Origin of the sequence: Paenibacillus sp. FSL K6-1122, from assembly GCF_037977015.1 — a bacterium.
GTDB classification, from domain to species: domain Bacteria; phylum Bacillota; class Bacilli; order Paenibacillales; family Paenibacillaceae; genus Paenibacillus; species Paenibacillus amylolyticus.
In genome coordinates this window covers 4,360,471-4,376,382 of sequence record NZ_CP150272.1, presented here as the reverse complement: position 1 = coordinate 4,376,382, position 15,912 = coordinate 4,360,471, and the positions used below count along the sequence as shown (strand labels likewise).

Annotated in this window: 17 protein-coding genes and 1 pseudogene; 12 read left to right on the top strand and 6 right to left on the bottom strand. The window is 44.9% G+C overall.

Annotation, left to right across the window (positions count from 1 at the left end):
- Nucleotides 1–54: 54 nt before the first annotated feature.
- Nucleotides 55–756, bottom strand: coding sequence for a Crp/Fnr family transcriptional regulator (locus NSQ20_RS19630; RefSeq protein ID WP_340030665.1), 702 nt, complete (start codon nucleotides 754–756; stop codon nucleotides 55–57).
- A gap of 56 nt (nucleotides 757–812) precedes the next feature.
- Complete coding sequence (locus NSQ20_RS19625) at nucleotides 813–1,805, bottom strand: multicopper oxidase domain-containing protein (protein ID WP_036613368.1); 993 nt, start codon at nucleotides 1,803–1,805, stop codon at nucleotides 813–815.
- Nucleotides 1,806–2,084: 279 nt separating this feature from the next.
- Between NSQ20_RS19625 and NSQ20_RS19620 the strand changes: the two genes are divergently transcribed.
- The 7 genes and pseudogenes from NSQ20_RS19620 to NSQ20_RS19590 all read left to right on the top strand — a co-directional run bounded on the left by NSQ20_RS19620 (nucleotide 2,085) and on the right by NSQ20_RS19590 (nucleotide 7,125).
- The gene (locus NSQ20_RS19620) at nucleotides 2,085–2,693 is read left to right on the top strand and encodes a hypothetical protein (RefSeq protein WP_340030664.1); all 609 of its coding nucleotides are present in this window, start codon (nucleotides 2,085–2,087) and stop codon (nucleotides 2,691–2,693) included.
- Between the two features lie 39 nt (nucleotides 2,694–2,732).
- Complete coding sequence (locus tag NSQ20_RS19615) at nucleotides 2,733–3,383, top strand: hypothetical protein (RefSeq protein WP_036672890.1); 651 nt, start codon at nucleotides 2,733–2,735, stop codon at nucleotides 3,381–3,383.
- Entirely contained in the window at nucleotides 3,380–3,940 is a 561-nt protein-coding gene (locus NSQ20_RS19610) for a hypothetical protein (protein ID WP_036613375.1), read from the top strand. Before NSQ20_RS19615 ends, NSQ20_RS19610 begins: the two co-directional genes overlap by 4 nt.
- A 45-nt stretch (nucleotides 3,941–3,985) precedes the next feature.
- Nucleotides 3,986–4,720, top strand: coding sequence for an SMI1/KNR4 family protein (locus NSQ20_RS19605; RefSeq protein WP_282320968.1), 735 nt, complete (start codon nucleotides 3,986–3,988; stop codon nucleotides 4,718–4,720).
- A gap of 21 nt (nucleotides 4,721–4,741) precedes the next feature.
- Nucleotides 4,742–6,043 (top strand): hypothetical protein, encoded by a 1,302-nt coding sequence (locus NSQ20_RS19600; RefSeq protein ID WP_340030663.1) that lies wholly within the window; start codon nucleotides 4,742–4,744, stop codon nucleotides 6,041–6,043.
- 32 nt (nucleotides 6,044–6,075) lie between these two features.
- Complete coding sequence (locus NSQ20_RS19595) at nucleotides 6,076–6,498, top strand: hypothetical protein (protein WP_036672886.1); 423 nt, start codon at nucleotides 6,076–6,078, stop codon at nucleotides 6,496–6,498.
- Nucleotides 6,499–6,549: 51 nt separating this feature from the next.
- Nucleotides 6,550–7,125, top strand: a pseudogene (locus tag NSQ20_RS19590) (SMI1/KNR4 family protein).
- Between the two features lie 91 nt (nucleotides 7,126–7,216).
- Here the strand turns inward: NSQ20_RS19590 and NSQ20_RS19585 are convergent.
- Nucleotides 7,217–7,570, bottom strand: a complete 354-nt coding sequence (locus NSQ20_RS19585) for a hypothetical protein (protein WP_340030662.1) — start codon at nucleotides 7,568–7,570, stop codon at nucleotides 7,217–7,219.
- A 108-nt stretch (nucleotides 7,571–7,678) separates the two neighbouring features.
- Here NSQ20_RS19585 and NSQ20_RS19580 point away from each other — a divergent pair, with 108 nt between their 5' ends.
- Nucleotides 7,679–8,731: a leucine-rich repeat domain-containing protein gene (locus tag NSQ20_RS19580; RefSeq protein ID WP_340030661.1), complete on the top strand. Its 1,053-nt coding sequence runs from the start codon at nucleotides 7,679–7,681 to the stop codon at nucleotides 8,729–8,731.
- A gap of 149 nt (nucleotides 8,732–8,880) precedes the next feature.
- Complete coding sequence (locus NSQ20_RS19575; RefSeq protein ID WP_340030660.1) at nucleotides 8,881–9,702, top strand: cupin domain-containing protein; 822 nt, start codon at nucleotides 8,881–8,883, stop codon at nucleotides 9,700–9,702.
- A 505-nt stretch (nucleotides 9,703–10,207) separates the two neighbouring features.
- On the opposite strand, the gene NSQ20_RS19570 is transcribed toward NSQ20_RS19575, so the two are convergent.
- The gene (locus NSQ20_RS19570) at nucleotides 10,208–11,254 is read right to left on the bottom strand and encodes an aromatic ring-hydroxylating dioxygenase subunit alpha (RefSeq protein WP_340030659.1); all 1,047 of its coding nucleotides are present in this window, start codon (nucleotides 11,252–11,254) and stop codon (nucleotides 10,208–10,210) included.
- Between the two features lie 407 nt (nucleotides 11,255–11,661).
- Between NSQ20_RS19570 and NSQ20_RS19565 the strand changes: the two genes are divergently transcribed.
- Nucleotides 11,662–12,108 (top strand): carboxymuconolactone decarboxylase family protein, encoded by a 447-nt coding sequence (locus NSQ20_RS19565; protein ID WP_036672879.1) that lies wholly within the window; start codon nucleotides 11,662–11,664, stop codon nucleotides 12,106–12,108.
- Between the two features lie 33 nt (nucleotides 12,109–12,141).
- A complete protein-coding gene (locus tag NSQ20_RS19560) occupies nucleotides 12,142–13,077 on the top strand; it encodes a sigma-70 family RNA polymerase sigma factor (RefSeq protein ID WP_340030658.1) in 936 nt (311 codons plus the stop codon).
- A gap of 99 nt (nucleotides 13,078–13,176) precedes the next feature.
- Here the strand turns inward: NSQ20_RS19560 and NSQ20_RS19555 are convergent, their stop codons facing one another.
- Together NSQ20_RS19555 and NSQ20_RS19550 are read right to left on the bottom strand one after the other, a co-directional pair.
- Nucleotides 13,177–14,130, bottom strand: a complete 954-nt coding sequence (locus NSQ20_RS19555; RefSeq protein ID WP_340030657.1) for a hypothetical protein — start codon at nucleotides 14,128–14,130, stop codon at nucleotides 13,177–13,179.
- A gap of 241 nt (nucleotides 14,131–14,371) precedes the next feature.
- Nucleotides 14,372–14,953, bottom strand: a complete 582-nt coding sequence (locus NSQ20_RS19550; protein ID WP_235193902.1) for a spore coat protein — start codon at nucleotides 14,951–14,953, stop codon at nucleotides 14,372–14,374.
- A 419-nt stretch (nucleotides 14,954–15,372) separates the two neighbouring features.
- Between NSQ20_RS19550 and NSQ20_RS19545 the strand changes: the two genes are divergently transcribed.
- Nucleotides 15,373–15,909 carry a hypothetical protein gene (locus NSQ20_RS19545; protein WP_076250069.1) on the top strand — a complete coding sequence of 179 codons (537 nt, stop codon included), beginning with the start codon at nucleotides 15,373–15,375 and terminating at the stop codon, nucleotides 15,907–15,909.
- Nucleotides 15,910–15,912: the final 3 nt, after the last annotated feature.

The window sequence follows — 15,912 nt, the reverse complement described above, 5'->3', positions numbered from 1 at the left end:
ACTCTTTTTTTGCCAAAACAGCTTCTTCCGCATTCACAAGCTTTCTTACCCAGTTCATTGGCTTCGGGCAGGCGGTTCAATTCTTTCCCTGAGCTGCTCCAATTGCAGAATAAGGATGCAGTTTCCTGTAACCTGAAGCAGTCCCTGAGTTTGCATCATGGCAAGTTTGCGACTAAGTGTTTCGGGTGTGATCCCGAGTAACAGAGCCATATCTTTTTTGAAAACAGGCAAGCGGATCTCATGTTTTGCTTGATTTCGGGTATGAAAATACAAAAGCAACTTGGCAATCTTCTGTTCCGTTGTCATCGCACTGAGCGAGCTGTTCCATTCATCTGTTTCACGGAGCAGCTTGGTAATGGCAAGCAGGAAATGATAAGCAAGCTTTGGATCATGTTCAAGTAATTGGTCAAAGTCATGCTTGCTGATAGAGCAGATGGCTGAAGGCTCCAGAACTTCGGCGTTTGCGGCATGTGGTTTTTGGTGTAACAGGGAATCTTGTCCGAAGAAATCGCCGGGAAACAGAAACCGGATAATATGTTCCTTGCCATTTTCATTGTATTTGGACAACTTCACACATCCCTGATGAACCACATAAAGCGTATCGGAGCGTTCGCCCTCCTGGACAACAACTTCGCCTTTGTTATATTTGCGGGTATGCAGAAGGGAGATCAACAAGGCAGCTTCGGATGGATCAAGATGCTGGAACAGAGATACTTTGGAGAAACAGGCATCCTTCGCTTCGTGTGTACAGATCATCGTTTAATCACCTCGAATGGTTCAGGATAGGTATAGCCATTATCTATTGTCATGTCTCAGTGAGACATCGCGGGTCCACCATGATCAGTTCCATCCTTGGTCACACGCAGAACAGCGGCAGCTCCTTTGGCTACATGGTTGAACTGATGGGTTACAATCGCATAATCACCTTCTTCGGTCACGGTGAACTCTACGACAGCTCCACCACTTGCGGGAAGCATAACCGTCTGTATTCCATACTGGATGTTGCGTGGATTCCCATCGGTATACACACGGTCCATAATGGTACCCACAACGTGGAAGGATGAGACTTCATTGGGTCCTGCATTACTGACATAGATTCGCACCGTATCTCCTACTTTGGCTAACAGGGGATGTTTTATTAATCCATAATCATTGCCGTTAAATACGACATAATCTGGTTCCCCGTTCAAAAAAGCTTCATAGTCATGCTCTTTGTACCATTCACTCTGAACAAGGGTATACTCACGATCAACCAAATGATCGGAAGGGTATCCTGCTTTGGGTTCCACAATAATCATGCCGTACATCCCGTTGGCGATATGGGCAAGGACCGGTTTGGTTCCACAGTGATACATGAATACACCGGGTGAGGAGGTGGAATAGGTGAACGTGCCTTCCTTGCCTGGCATCACATCAATAAATTTGCTGCTGGGAGCAGCATGTACAGCGTGAAAATCCATGGAGTGAGGCAGGCTGGAATCTTTATTTTTCAACGTGAACACCAAGGTATCTCCCTCGGTCACTCGTAGGACGGGCCCGGGGACGGTACCATTAAATGTCCAAGCGTTGTATATCACTCCTTTGGAGATTTCGACATCTGTAACCTGGGCCGTCATTTCAATATATACCGTAGTACCTTCTCTGCGAATGATCGGGTCCACCGGGGGTTGACTGACCGCAGAGGAGGAGGAGACTTCATCGTGGTGAACAGGTTTAACCGTATCGGTTGAACTACAGTGAGAGAGAGTTGCTGTGAATATAGCGAATACGAGTGACCATTTGTATACATTCAGTAAGGAGAACATAGTTGCACAACCTTTACTCAAGTGATATTTTTCACAATATAAAAAGCAGGTTTTCTTTCATTTCAGTAGTTATTTAGTTATAGATTACGTTATTGAGGTGGAGACGGGTGTGATGAGGCACACACTTGGGTATGTCGTAATAGAGGCATTTCCAACAATCTGTCTTCAATTGTTGTGCTGAGGAACGGAGTTTCATATAATTTTAGAGAGATGGATTGGTAAATGTTGAGTATTTTGACGCTGTGTGTGTCGTAGTTTCAGAAGAAAGGTGGATACAGGATGAAACGTTTCGAAGATGAAGGTGCGTATAAGTATAGTTTCTATTCGGTCCTTCGACGGGGAGAGCGGATTGATGTGAAATGTCCCAAATGCGGTGGGCACGCTTCGATTGATCAACGGAATGGTCAAATGGGGTGGAAGTGTTACGAATGTTACGCTCAAGCTTTTGAAGAACCAGTATATCAATATAAAGCCAAGGGGAATTGTGCTGTATGTGAACGTTGGTTTAACGTGGAAGTCACAGACGAGAAGAAGACGTCTCACCGATCGACGCATGTGGAATGTCCGCATTGTAGTTCTGTTAATCAGGTTGAATTACACGCCAAGCCGACATACCAAAGGTGTTTTTCCGAGATTTGTGCAGGGAAAGATCCTGTGTTCGGGCTGGAATTATACTTCCTGGATAATTTCAGAGGAAAAATAATATGGGCTGTGAATCGGGAGCATCTGAATTATCTCATCGCTTATGTCTCCGCAGATCTGCGTGTAAAATACGGCAATATGCCTATACGAACGGCTTCACATAGTATTCCGGCTTATATCAAGGATGCGAAGAACAGGGATGTGGTTGTTCGTACACTGTCGAAGCTTCAGCACAAGACTGGATGAGACTGAAATTGAAGAGTTAAAGCCGCAAGGAGAGAAGAAATGAAACTACGAGTTAAACTTACTATTTTTGCAGTCATTCTGGGTATGTTGATGATTCCGGCTTATTTTATTTTACAGACATTTGGTGTATTTCAAAAAGAGACAGTATTATCTGACTATGCTCTGGCCGTTGATGTTAATGGGAAGTCCTATGGGGCTTGGCCGCTGATTAACAGTTTTGCAGCGATGGACAAAGAGGAAGATAACCGTCAGTTTTATTACCGAATTGATATGAATCATATCCAATACCTGTTTAATCTGGCTTATAAGGAGTATGATGTGAAGCCAGGCGGGGACAATCCGTATCTGGCTGGTACTGTAAACTATCAACGTACAGATCACAACTATGTACAGACCGAGAGACAGTATGAGAACGCCAATGATTTCACAACGGTTTTGAATCTGTATGATCAGGATGGGCAGGTGATCTACACCTACAATAACACCGGCAAGGGAGATAAACAGCTGGTAGAATCCATCATTCATCAGGGAATGAGCCGTAATAGTGGCGGTAGTAGCGAAGCTGCCCGCGATCCGTATATCAATATTACGGCGTTATTCCGTGACAAGCTGAACATCGATGTGAAACTGACGGTGGATGAGGAACACAAAGTGGTTACCATTCGAATGAACAAATCGGAGGCGAGATGATGAATGAGTATGGTGTACAACATGGACCTGCTTATCTGGAAGGATTAATTAGGAAGGAAGAGAACATAAAGTCCGATGAAGTGGAGTGGAAAGGCAAACTTCAAATGAGTGATGGTCATGATAAATTCCATATTTTTTATTATGGTGACTTGACTGAAGATGATCTGATTACCTGGCATGATTCGACACCTCTTCTTGTATATGCGGAGCATACGGTCACGGGTGAGCGCTATCTGCTCATTGATACCGCCAAGCACGGCTATGATGCTATGTTATGTGAGACCTATTCGGAAGACGCACTACATGACAGACCCCTTCGTCCTTACCTGGATGTTGAAGGTGAGGACATATTTGAAGTAGAGTTGACGGCTTACTACAATGTGCCTTGGGATGAAGAGTTTGGCGAAGATGTAGATGAAAATGGTGCATATGAACTGATTACGGGAGAGAGCATGCATTTTGATCAGGTCAAGCGTGATGGATATGATGCCTTTGCCGTTCGCATTCTGAATCGTAAAGGAGTATGGACTGAAATTGTACAGGAAGAACTGGCTTAGATCCTGAAAACGAATGAACCAAACTGAGATGGGAGATGTCGACAAATGTATATTGTATCCCGTGTACTTAAGCCGGTTCCAACAGAGGAACTGGATCACTTTGAACAACAGCACGGCATCTCGCTACCTTTATCATACCGCACCTGGATTGAGCACTACGGGGAAGGTACATATACGGGGTGGATGAATGTGCAGAGACCGGACCCGGAAGTGTTGAAGCCTTTTGTTGAATATGATTTTTGGATACATACGGATGATTCGCCTATAAGTCAGCATCAACTTGAGCAGTGCATCTCCATCGGCAGTTCTGTAGATGGAGATTTCCTTGCTGTTCATCCGGAAGTTGAGGGGCTGTTGTGGCTACCGCGTCATGATGAAAATATCACCTTATGGACATGCTCGGAGACTGAATTTGGCGAAACGCTGGACCGGATCTATTGTGGGTATTACCATCAGGATAAACCAATAACGCCACTTTACTTTGAGCCGTGGAATGAGCTGCGGAAACATACGTTTTACCATTTTTCAGGGACGGAACAGGGAAGCTCCATGAAGGAACTCGCCGATACATGCAAAACAGAATTTAAGTGGGATGCTGTGTTGGAGAATGAGTACATGTGCAAGATGTTCATGGTGTCGATGGGAGGATATTTACGATTTAACTATGCAGCTGGGAGAGAAGTTGCCCTGTTCTATGAAGAAAAGAATGGTGCGGAGGAGGCGACGGATAACGAAATTAGCCTGTTTTTGCAAGCACATCATTGTACGGCATATGAATAGAGGCAGAGTGGAGGGCAACGTATGAGTTGGTTAAAGGAAGACATCGCGGAACAATGGCGCAATGAAGGCAAGCGTTATGCAAGGGATGTCAATGCATTTGTCCGGAGAAGCATGCAGGGAGAGCAACCGGATGAATCCGAGCTGGAGGGAGACTCCAGAGACGGAATGAGTACTGAAGTATTCCATATGGTGAGACAGGCCAATCTCCATGGTGATGTGGAGGTGCTTCGACATGAGCTACCCGCAGCGACGTGGCCATTGAACGAGGCGTTTCAGGCTTCCATGCAAGCGGTCAAAGTTGTAGGTTATCTGAACGAGGAAACGATTGTATGTAATACGGGGATTTTCACGGAGAATAGTCAGATATATACGATGGATCAGCACGGATGGCAGTTGATCTCTCCATATACTTTTGCAGGTTGCTCATCGGATGGACTTGACTTTGCGCTTGCAGGACCGGATGGGATTCGTATCATTCGTCAGCCAGATCGCAAGTTGGAAGGACAGGAGATAGCGACATATCAATGGGAAGATATTCAAGCCCGGATACAGTCGGCATTACCTCGGATTGAATCACTTGCGGACTGTGAGCATCCCGAACGGACACTTGAAGGACTGATACCTATCGATGAAGGCAAAGCACTACTCATACATTCAAGATACGGGATATATCTCGTCACACAAGCCCAGGTGACCTTGCTTCATCCCGATCTGGCAGAGATCGAAGAGTATGAGCTAGAGGATACACAGATAGATATGGGACATGCAGCTGTATCAAGGGATGGTAGATGGATTGCCTATGGCAGCCAAGGAAGCAATCATATGGTGATGGACCGCCAGCCGAACAAGACATACTCTCTCTATCCAGAATCGAGCTATCCTCATTATGCGGCATTCACCAGTAATAACCAGAACATCTGGTTTAACGCATGTCATTTCTATAACGGGGTCACGATACTGGTCCCGCTGGAATCAATCGCAGGCAACGAAACGAAGGAAGATTGGCCAGTGATGGATGAGAATGCACGAGTGTATGCAGCAGTGGAAATAGAGGCGGGCATGGTGCTTGGGGATGCATATGGTTATCTATATTGTGTAAATGGCGAGGGTAAGGAAGTATGGCGTCATTTTGTGGGTAGTACGATCTATTCTCTCGCTGTATCACCAGAGCAGTCCAAGCTGGCAGTTGGTACATATGGTGGCATGCTGCATGTGCTTGATCTTCGTTCCAAAGAAATGGACGAGTACGGGATCGGTACAGGCACTCTTCGTGAGTTGGAGCGGTATGTGTTGTGGCGTGGAGAAGAACCTCTTCGCTGGTAAGGTCGTATTACAACCTGCAAAGGGGTGAAGGGATGGAACGTGAAGAGGCTGTAACGTTATTAAAATGTCACTCCTTTTCTTATGATGATCTGAGTCATCCCAAGATGGAGAACGGTTTTATTGGCAGTCTGCGGCCTTTCCGTGGACATTTGATTAAGGAGAATTTTCATGAGTTGATGGAGATACTGCGTGTTCTGGCGTCCGAACTTGCACGGCCTTCACTGGATCGGGAAGTCATGGCATGTCTATGGGGAATTACTCATATGGCCCGTGCTTGGGCCGTTGAACCCGAAGGCATGCTTCGCAGCAACAACCTCATTTCCGACGAACAGGTGACATTGATGGAACAATGGCTTAATTTGTTATCTTACGCAGTCATGATTCTAATTGAAGGCGGCGGAGAGGAAGAAGCGTTCTGGGAATATCATCAGTATCTACAAGAAGAGAAGAACTGAGTTAGGGGAGGTGTGGTGAGATTGGAGCCGAATGTATCATTAAACGTGCTAATGGACGAGCTGAATCACTTGTTAGATGAGAAAATACAGGATCAAGAGATTCGACAATTGTTTGAAGAATATCAACAGCGGGAAGGTGCATCCGAGGAAAGTCTGGATCTATTCGAAAAGGAGTATGGCGTCCGGCTGCCTGGCGATTTTCGTGCCTTTTACCAAAGGAAAGACGGCAGTGGCTACGGGTTGCATGTGCTGTAGCCGGGTGATGCCGAGACGGGCAGATGTACACCCTTTTATCTGATGTCATTGGAAGAGATTCGAGAGACCAAACAATACTTCTGTGAAGTGGATGAGAAGCTTGAAGAGTATTATTCTGCCGAAGAGATCAGCCAGCTGGACCCGGAGATCAAACCATACCTTTTCCATAAACCATGGATTCCTTTTGCAACAATTGCAGGTGGTTCACTGTATCTGATGCTCGATTTTGATCCAACGGCGGAAGGCACGTATGGGCAGATTATTATGTACGTGCACGATCCGGACTTTGTTTATTACCTTACACCTACCTTCACGGATATCCTCAGCATGTCGAACCGTAATCTGAAGATGATGGATGAGATCACCTATTAAAATCCTGCACGATTAGACAATTCCTTCAATAATAAAGAAGCTGCCGAAGCAGCTCCTTTATCTGAACAAGTACTTTGAATGAGTTTAATGATTACCACTGGAAGAAACGATGTCCGTGAAATCCTCCGCCTGGAGGTCCTCCGTGTCCACCTGGACCACCCGGCCCGCCTCCATGAGGTCCGCCTGGATAGCCACCTCCGTGAGGTCCACCGGGATAGCCACCTCCTGGGAAATGACCAGGGTGTCCACCGGGGTAACCACCGCCGGGATATCCACCATGCCACCAAGGACCACCGATCGGATATGGTAGTGGAACAGGAACGATGGGTGGGTATGGATACGGATAAGGGTAAGGATACGGTGAGGGTGGCGGAGGTGGTGGATAATAAGGGTAAGGATAACCCGCAGGTTGCGGGGATGACACTGAACCAGGGCCGTATGCCATGTAACAAGCCTCCAATGATTGGATTGATGATATCAGCCTATGCCACAGTGGTTTCAGATGATACAGCAGATTGAAGATTAATGAATAATGAGTAATGAGGGGGAACATATGGTAGCCGTAGCTTTTCACACTGATCCAAGAGGAACGGCCTATGAACTGTTGATTGACGAATTGATCGAGAAGGCAGATCGTTTTATGCTGGTAGACAGACAAAGGTACGAAGAGAACGAGATACCGGAAGTAGTTCGTGTGTTAGAGAGATTGAAGCCCTATCTTGTGGAACGAGCTACGATGGAAGAAATGATGCTAAAAAGCGGAGCCTATTATTCCGAAGGCACCTATTATACATATCGCTGTACGTCGGAATCGGGTCGCGTGCTCAAAGAAGAAGCCAATCGTTTTCATGATTGGTGTTATCCGTCATTGCCGGACGATCTTTGCTTTATGACAGAAGACGGAAATGATTATTTTTTCTCGGTTGCCCATGAGCATATGTATGGCATGAGGATTACTTACAAAGAAGCGAGTGAACTTATGGAGCGGATTCCGGGGTTGTTCTTTGATTTGGACCGTCATAAGGAAATTGATCATCTCCTGGACGATGCGATCAGACATCAGACCGATAAGCTGGATATCAGCTTACATGGTTTAAGTGAGCTTCCCGAACGAATTCGGGAGTTGAAGCACTTGAAGGAGTTGACGATTTTTGAGCAGAATCTGTACTCACTTCCTGCAAGTCTGTTTGAACTTACTTCATTGGAAAGATTGGTCATTACAACGTTGGATCTGGAGTGTATTCCGGCAGAAATCGGGAAATTGAAGCAACTTCAAGAGTTAAGAATTTATTGTGGCAGTCCTTTTGAATCTGCACCTGGTTGGAGGCCCAAACCACAAACTGAGTTGGGATTAAATTGTATCCCGCCTGAGATTGGTGAATTAAGTGAGCTGAAGTATTTGGAGATCGTATATTCTGGTATACGTGAGCTCCCCCCGGAGTTGGAAAAACTGAAGAATCTGCGTGCTTTACTGGTGACAAATGCACTGATTGAGGGAACTCCAGATGTTGTCACAAGAATGCATTGGCTGAAGTATGTAGACTTAATGAATATTCCATTTGGAACCCATTGGGAAGAAGTCTGGGAAATGAAAAAGAACATGTAACAAATAGAGCCCTGCTCGGGATGTCCGAGTCAGGGATATTTGTTATGCGAGGAAAACTTGGCGGAAATGGGCTCACGTATCTGGGCGCTGGGCATAAGCTGGCATATAGGTTATGACCTAAACCGAGAGCGAAGGGCAGGCGTTTTATTTTGGCAACCTCATACATGGATTACACTTTACCAACCACCGAATTTACTTACGATTTGAGCAATAACCCGTTATTCAAGAAGGATGAGAACAACTATATTAACGCTCTTTCCATCAAGCAGTTAAACACACTGGGCAATGTTTCTTTACTGGATATTTTCCTCAACACGGGCAATGTGGTTGAACCACATACGCATCAGAATGCAACGGAGTTGGTATACTGCATCAGCGGTGCGGCAGTTGTTTCCCTCATTAATCCGTTTACCAACGAGCTTCTTCATTTCCCGATTACTCCGGGGCAGGTGGCTAACGTTCCTCAAGGCTGGTGGCACTATGAAGTGGCCACTGCAGATCACACGCACTTACTCGCAATCTTTGATGCTCCGGTTCCTGAAGCGATATTTGGTTCAGACACCTTACGTCTTACACCTGCAAAACTGTTGGCTTATACGTACTGTCTGGATGAGAAAAAAGTTCAAGAAGCACTTGCTCCCATTCAAAAAACAGTGATTATTGGCCCGCCGGCAGATTGCCAGCCTTCAACTGCTCCTGCCTCTAACGGTGCTCCAAATGTGAATCATCAGCCTTACGTAATGCCTAATGTACAACCAAATGTACAGCCAAACATGCAACCAAACACACAACCCAATGTACAACCAAACATGCAGCCCAACTCACAGCCGAACAACCAACCAAACATGCAACCTTACGTAAACCGTCTTCCGTACTGGGGCACTTGGGTTGATCCACGTATTATTCATGAGCCGGGCTGTCCGTATTATAGAGAGCTTCCTATGAATACGAATAATCAAGAGGAAAGATGACGTTCCTGAGGCGAGGTTTATCTAATACACATAAGTATTTCAGTTAAATTAGGTATAGCAAAAGAAGCGTCCGCAAAGGAACGCTTCTTTTGTTGATTAAAGGTGTCTTCAAACCTGCTGAAAGCCGATGCATACCTGAACGTGTCCGGAGCATGGAGTGCTAACGAATCGTTGGCGTCTTAATCAAGGATTTAAGGCGTGCCCAAAAATCTAAAGAATCTGAGACATGTTATATCAGAATAAACAGCCGTATGAAGTGTTTTTATCGGGGGATTTTGGGAAATAACGAGTCTGAGGTTCCTTACAATTTTAAATGAGGACCTAGAGGCCAAATAAGATGTCCTGAGTTCCTAAGAAAATTTTCAACCCATTCCCCAGAGACCGCAGGATAGTACTTCAAGACTTTTTAGGCGCGACATCCATCATCGATAGCTTGCCTGAGATTGAAGAACACCTACATAAGTTCAATTAAATATTCATTAGTTGAACTTATATATGATTTAATTTACGATGTGTAATTTCGTCCCAAGCCAAGCTCCGTTAATAATTGACGATAAGCAATCGAAGTACGGTCTGCGGGAATATGGGCCTCGGCATGCAGATCAAGGGGCAGATCCTCCGGTTTCTGTGACTCGACCATCTCGCGGTCTTCTTCAAATACCTGCAAGTTGAACTTGATTGTGTCTTCAATCGGAGCGTCTTTGTCAAAGTTGCGTGTGATTGGACAGAATAAACGTGTATAACGGGCAGAGATTGGCGAAGCACAATTCAGAATATTCAGCTTGTCGTCTCCTGGGAAATGTACCGTAAGAGAAGCCGCAAAAGGTGGGAACACTCGAAACTCGCGCAGCCATTGGAAACCTTCAGGTGCAACAAGATCTTGCCCTTTGCCATAGTTACTTACAGTACTCCAATACTCCGCCAGTAACTCATTACCTTCGCGTTTCACTTTGTATTGGGGGACTTCGGTGTTGTTTCGATCACCAAACGTCTCGGTATGCACATAGGCAAAATGGGATACATCCAGGAAACCCTCCATTTGTCGTCCAGAGGAACCGGAAATGTCAAAGTTGGGTGGCAAAATATTGATATAATCCGGATCATCCCATCCAGGGAAGGAGGGGATCTGTTCTTCCGTTCCCGCCAAAGTGGTCCAGATCAAGCCATAACGTTCGACTGCCGGGTACACGATAAGTTTGAGCTTAGGCGAGATCTTGGAGCTTGGGTGCGCAGGTACTGCGGTACATTTTCCTTCACAATTATAACGGAAACCATGATAAGGGCAGACAATCTCGCCATTTTCTACCCAGCCTTTACTAAGTGGGGCCCCGCGGTGAAAACAAAGATCCTTGGCTACCACAATCTGATCATTACTGCGGTAGAGAACCAGCTTCACATCGAGTAATTGAGCAGCCAAGGGTTTGTCTGTTACTTCGGTTGCTTGGGCTACCGGGTACCAATATTGGGATAATACATGCCAGTCTTCGGCGGTGAACGTACAGCCTCTAGGCAATTCGGACGTCACATTACGGTTTGCATTGGAAGTTATCATAGGAAACACTCCTTGCCGATATGAATAAACGATTCTCTTTTTATGTTAGAAAAGTTAACTTAATTAGCCGTATGTTACTACTCTTTTGGTCAAAATATCAATATATCCAACCTACTTTTGGTTGAAATCACAAACGGTACAGCAAAAACAGTACATGAATACGGGAAAACGCGGATTTTTCTTACGTTAGATGTTAATTGTAGAAAAGAGAATAACCTTTCAGTATGTTTTTCCATTACTGATTATTGACTCCATGGAGGTTGTCCTGCCATCAGAATTTCAGTGTGAATATTCATTAGTTGAGCTGACATCCTTGTGAGCATAAAAAGATTTTCGCAAAGAATGTCACAGATCCCAGCCGTCATTTGTCTACAGTATGTAAACCAAATGACGGAGGCGAATGAAAAATGAATTTAAGAACGAATTACAGAGTAGCGAGTCCAGGTGCTTTTAAAGCGATGATGGCAATGGAGCAATATATATCCGGGCAATTTGAAAATAAAGTATTGTATGAATTGTTAAAAATCCGCGTGTCCCAGATTAATGGCTGTGCTTTTTGTCTCGATATGCATGCCAAAGATCTGATGAAACTGGGAGATTACGCGGATCATATTCTTTTGCTAAGTGTGTGGCGTGAAGTGCCTTTCTTCACGGATCAAGAACGTGTTATGCTGGAGCTGGCTGAAGCGGTGACCCGAATCTCGGAACATGGTGTACCACTTGCGTTGTACGATAAGGTTCGTGAACATTTCAGTGAATCCGAACTGGTGGATCTGATCCTAGCCATTAACACGATTAATAACTGGAACCGGATTGCGATCACAACTGGGATGTATCCGGGTTGCTTTAACTAAAAAATACACGCACCATGCCAGAGGAGGCTTCTTATGAATTCTAATTTCCACGCCAATGAGCCAGAAGTGTCTTCTCTGGATGTTGGTGAGTTGTATATTCGTTATAAAAAATATGCATTTTCAATAGCTTACCGCATGCTGGGCAGTGTGGCAGAAGCTGAAGATATTGTGCAGGATTGTTTTGCGGGGATTCAGAGCACGTCTGCTCAGGATATTCGTAATCCCAAGTCCTACATCGCCAGATTGGTGGTGAACCGAAGCTTGAATCTGCTAAATTCCGCCCGTAATCAGCGGGAAAGTTATGTTGGTGAGTGGCTGCCAGAGCCGATGGGTGACAGTGAAGAGGCGAACATGCCAGAGGAAACGATGGAGAAAAAAGAGCTGATCTCCTACGCCTATCTGGTCATGTTGGAGCGTCTATCGCCCATGGAACGGGCTGTTTTTGTCCTTCGTGAAGCGTTCCGATATGATTATTCCGAAATAGCAGATTGGCTGGGCAAAACGGAGAGTAACTGCCGTCAAATCTTTAGCCGTGCCAGACGAAATCTGCCCGAAAGACTTCCGCCGATCGAGCAGAGTGATACGGATATGATAGCCAAAGGTGAATTGCTGAGCCGTTTTACAACGGCTTTCCTTCGTTATGACGTCTCTGCCATGCTGGAGTTACTGGCAGATCAGCCTGTATTTACAGCAGATGGCGGTGGCGTTGTGCATACCGTTATGAGAACAATGAATGTGCACAAAGGTGTGCTTGCACTCCTGACCTCACGGCGAGTCCTTACGCGATTACGTGAGAGAGAATGGGTACCGATGTGGATCAATGGCGAACTTCAACTCGCGTTGATGAAAGAAGGGCAGTTGTCCGAGGTACTCTGTTTGGAGTTGGACGCTTCCGGAGAGCGGATTGAGGGCGTGTATCTCGTTGTAAATCCGAACAAACTTGCATCAATAGACACTTCAACTCTTTGATCCAAACGTAACGACTTGATATGTAAACTTAAAAGCGACAACCTCTGTCACGAGGATTGCCGCTTTTTTGGCATTCACATTTTGCGATTCAGCATCCGATTATTCACGGGCAAATTGTTGTTGAACAGGTTCAATGATTGCTCTGACTTCAGGTGTAAGCTCATCATTATTCTGATTGAGAACCAGTAAAATCTTTTCCATAGTGTCCAGAAGAACACTCTGCGTATCGGGCTCCCGGTAAGCCAAAGCTTTCTCGTAAGCCTGTTTCACCACAGGGTCCATGGTGCGAATTTCTTCATCCGTGTACCAATCATAAGCAGGCGTGTTGTCACTTCCGTAAAACAGATAATCCACAAATAACCCTTGCTTCACTGCTGATGTGCGATTGGAATTCGGGAAGTTGTTCAAAAAGGCTTCTTTCTCCAATGCACGCTGGATTAATTCGTTCCAAGAGATGATAATGCCCCCATCTGAAGTCGTCATTTGGTTGGACTCGGTAGCCATAATATTAATGTATGCAGCAATATCAGCCATAACAAAAGGTTTGAACTTTTGATATATCTCATAATTGATGATGGGGTAATACAAGCCTTCACTGGTTTCCAGTTTGAACCCGAGATCTGAAGCTTCCTGCAGAAGCTTCTTCACGGTCGGATCTTTAATTTCTTTGAGCAGACGACTATATGTAAGCTTCTGTTCGTAACCAAGTTGTTCATGGGCTTGAGATATGGCCTGTTGAAATTGTTCCGTATACATTTGGTAGTCCATATTAGCCAATTTCACGTTCTGCATGTTCTCCAGTTGCAGCGTCATTAGTGTGGCCTGCCAAGGGCCGACTTTATCGATATGATTCATCAGGTATTTACGCGCTTTAACCAGACTTTCTGTGGACTTCACTGCTTCTGTTCGATAGGTTTGGAACTGATGATACACCGCTTTGGAAGCGGGGACAGGTGCAGCTAGTGTTGTTGAAGGTGTGAGTGTTGTGCCAATGGCAGTACAGCCGAGAGCCATAGCCAGTAAACCAAGTTTAGCAGGTTGCTTCCATCTCATTTGTATACCTCCCCATTAATGAAGAAAAAGCCATTTGAATTCTCGTATAACGGCATTTTACCCTATTTTATATGTATGATCCGTAAGTTGAATATGTACGGGTTTGTCTTTGATTAAACCAGTTTCTGGTAACCAAATCAAGAGTCTTAAGCAGGAAATGATTATAAATAACCAAAGAACAGCCCCTAAAACCCGCATGGGTTGAAGAGACTGTTCTGGGGAATCGGACTTTATTTTCTAATTAATGAAGTGGTTTATTGTTAATAGGCATCTGAGGTGCCCCGGTTGCTGGAATGTATGCCTGAAGCATCTGTTGTGTATCACTTGGAGTGAGTTGAGGTACTTGATAATACGCGTTTTTATTCTGAAACATGAAAATTTCGTAGGCCATCTCGATAAAATGCTGGATCTGTGAAGCGATGACTCGGCGAACCGTCCCATTTGTGATCTCGCTACAGGACATGCCGAGCAGACTCGCATGTGACTTGATCAGTCCCAGCATATGACCGCTAATCCCGGCATCCTTTACATCGGCCAAGCTCTGGTTTGGCTTTTTCGGTGCTGATGGCTTAAGGCCATATACCGGTGGTACCATGTTGGGGATCATATAGGTAGCTGTCTCTTGATGAGGCTTCTGTCCGGATGCAAAACACTCTGCTGTCAGATTGTACTGGGATAATATGAAATTGTACTGCCGGTCGAGAATGCCAATCAGTTCCTGGCTCTGCACAAATGTACGAAAGATCATGTATTGATCCAGGACGTTAATGGTGGAGGACAGAATCTCATGCACATCAAACATCTCATGGCCGCCATGATTCATGTTAGGGGTGACATTTGGATTAGCATTCAATGTGGGTTGTACTAAATTTTGAGGGTGCATCGAATTTGGATTCATTGTAAATTTGATTCTCCTTTGGTAAATGGTATGATTCTATATAAGTTGAACGAAAGAATATATACACTTGTCACTCCGATGACAGAACAACCTTCCGATCGCTGTTATCCCCAGATTTTTAATTCGATTTTACAAAGGTGAAAATCCGGTGATAAGCTTATGCTTCCGAAGTAGCTTTCTTGTAGAAAGCTTTTAGCGAACGCTTCGCTTCTGTAGTTTGTTTCTGTCCTCTGAGTTCTCGTGCAAATGTATAGTTCAACTTCTATAGTATGCTTGGAGAGTAGTAAATTTATGTAATGTTAGCAGTATACGCACAAATAGGAACAGGTATGGTGGTGGTTAAGATGGAAGAGACCGATTGGGGTGTAGCAAAGGATTTGTTCGTCAAACATTACGGGAGCGCTATACAGATGCATCGAGAAGGCGTGTATGCCGACTATAAGCGATGGGACGTACCCCAAGAGTTAGAGGAACAATGGATAGGAGAGCGAATTCAACAATTAAGTTCCGAGCTGTCTATCATGAATTGGGATGCGGTGGATGAACTTGCGTTGATTGCCAAACATCGGACAGAACCAAGTATAATTAAAGCCATTACAGCATTTGCTTCAAGACAATTGAAGAGTGCAGACAGTATGGTTCGTCTCGTGTATGCTGAACGTCTGATTGAGCTGATCAAACGGTATGAATCCTCTCTGCCAATGGACAAGTTACGAGAGACCTATCAACTGACGATGGATTTGCTGGTTGATGTGGCGACTAAACCGTTGGTGCTTGATCCAGGGCATGAATTACAGCAGTATGGATTAAAGGATAAACGAGGATTGAATTTGCGTGTGGAAAAGAATAAGGAAGAAATCATCCGCTATTTTCGAAACTAATTG

What these genes read in the sequence shown, in the direction of transcription:
- NSQ20_RS19565 (WP_036672879.1), top strand. Translation starts at nt 11,662, where the DNA reads ATGAATTTAAGAACGAATTACAGAGTAGCGAGTCCAGGTGCTTTTAAA.
- NSQ20_RS19580 (WP_340030661.1), top strand. Translation starts at nt 7,679, where the DNA reads ATGGTAGCCGTAGCTTTTCACACTGATCCAAGAGGAACGGCCTATGAA.
- NSQ20_RS19625 (WP_036613368.1), bottom strand. Translation starts at nt 1,805, where the DNA reads ATGTTCTCCTTACTGAATGTATACAAATGGTCACTCGTATTCGCTATA.
- NSQ20_RS19620 (WP_340030664.1), top strand. Translation starts at nt 2,085, where the DNA reads ATGAAACGTTTCGAAGATGAAGGTGCGTATAAGTATAGTTTCTATTCG.
- NSQ20_RS19585 (WP_340030662.1), bottom strand. Translation starts at nt 7,570, where the DNA reads ATGGCATACGGCCCTGGTTCAGTGTCATCCCCGCAACCTGCGGGTTAT.
- NSQ20_RS19570 (WP_340030659.1), bottom strand. Translation starts at nt 11,254, where the DNA reads ATGATAACTTCCAATGCAAACCGTAATGTGACGTCCGAATTGCCTAGA.
- NSQ20_RS19550 (WP_235193902.1), bottom strand. Translation starts at nt 14,953, where the DNA reads ATGAATCATGGCGGCCATGAGATGTTTGATGTGCATGAGATTCTGTCC.
- NSQ20_RS19560 (WP_340030658.1), top strand. Translation starts at nt 12,142, where the DNA reads ATGAATTCTAATTTCCACGCCAATGAGCCAGAAGTGTCTTCTCTGGAT.
- NSQ20_RS19605 (WP_282320968.1), top strand. Translation starts at nt 3,986, where the DNA reads ATGTATATTGTATCCCGTGTACTTAAGCCGGTTCCAACAGAGGAACTG.
- NSQ20_RS19595 (WP_036672886.1), top strand. Translation starts at nt 6,076, where the DNA reads ATGGAACGTGAAGAGGCTGTAACGTTATTAAAATGTCACTCCTTTTCT.
- NSQ20_RS19600 (WP_340030663.1), top strand. Translation starts at nt 4,742, where the DNA reads ATGAGTTGGTTAAAGGAAGACATCGCGGAACAATGGCGCAATGAAGGC.
- NSQ20_RS19630 (WP_340030665.1), bottom strand. Translation starts at nt 756, where the DNA reads ATGATCTGTACACACGAAGCGAAGGATGCCTGTTTCTCCAAAGTATCT.
- NSQ20_RS19555 (WP_340030657.1), bottom strand. Translation starts at nt 14,130, where the DNA reads ATGAGATGGAAGCAACCTGCTAAACTTGGTTTACTGGCTATGGCTCTC.
- NSQ20_RS19545 (WP_076250069.1), top strand. Translation starts at nt 15,373, where the DNA reads ATGGAAGAGACCGATTGGGGTGTAGCAAAGGATTTGTTCGTCAAACAT.
- NSQ20_RS19615 (WP_036672890.1), top strand. Translation starts at nt 2,733, where the DNA reads ATGAAACTACGAGTTAAACTTACTATTTTTGCAGTCATTCTGGGTATG.
- NSQ20_RS19610 (WP_036613375.1), top strand. Translation starts at nt 3,380, where the DNA reads ATGATGAATGAGTATGGTGTACAACATGGACCTGCTTATCTGGAAGGA.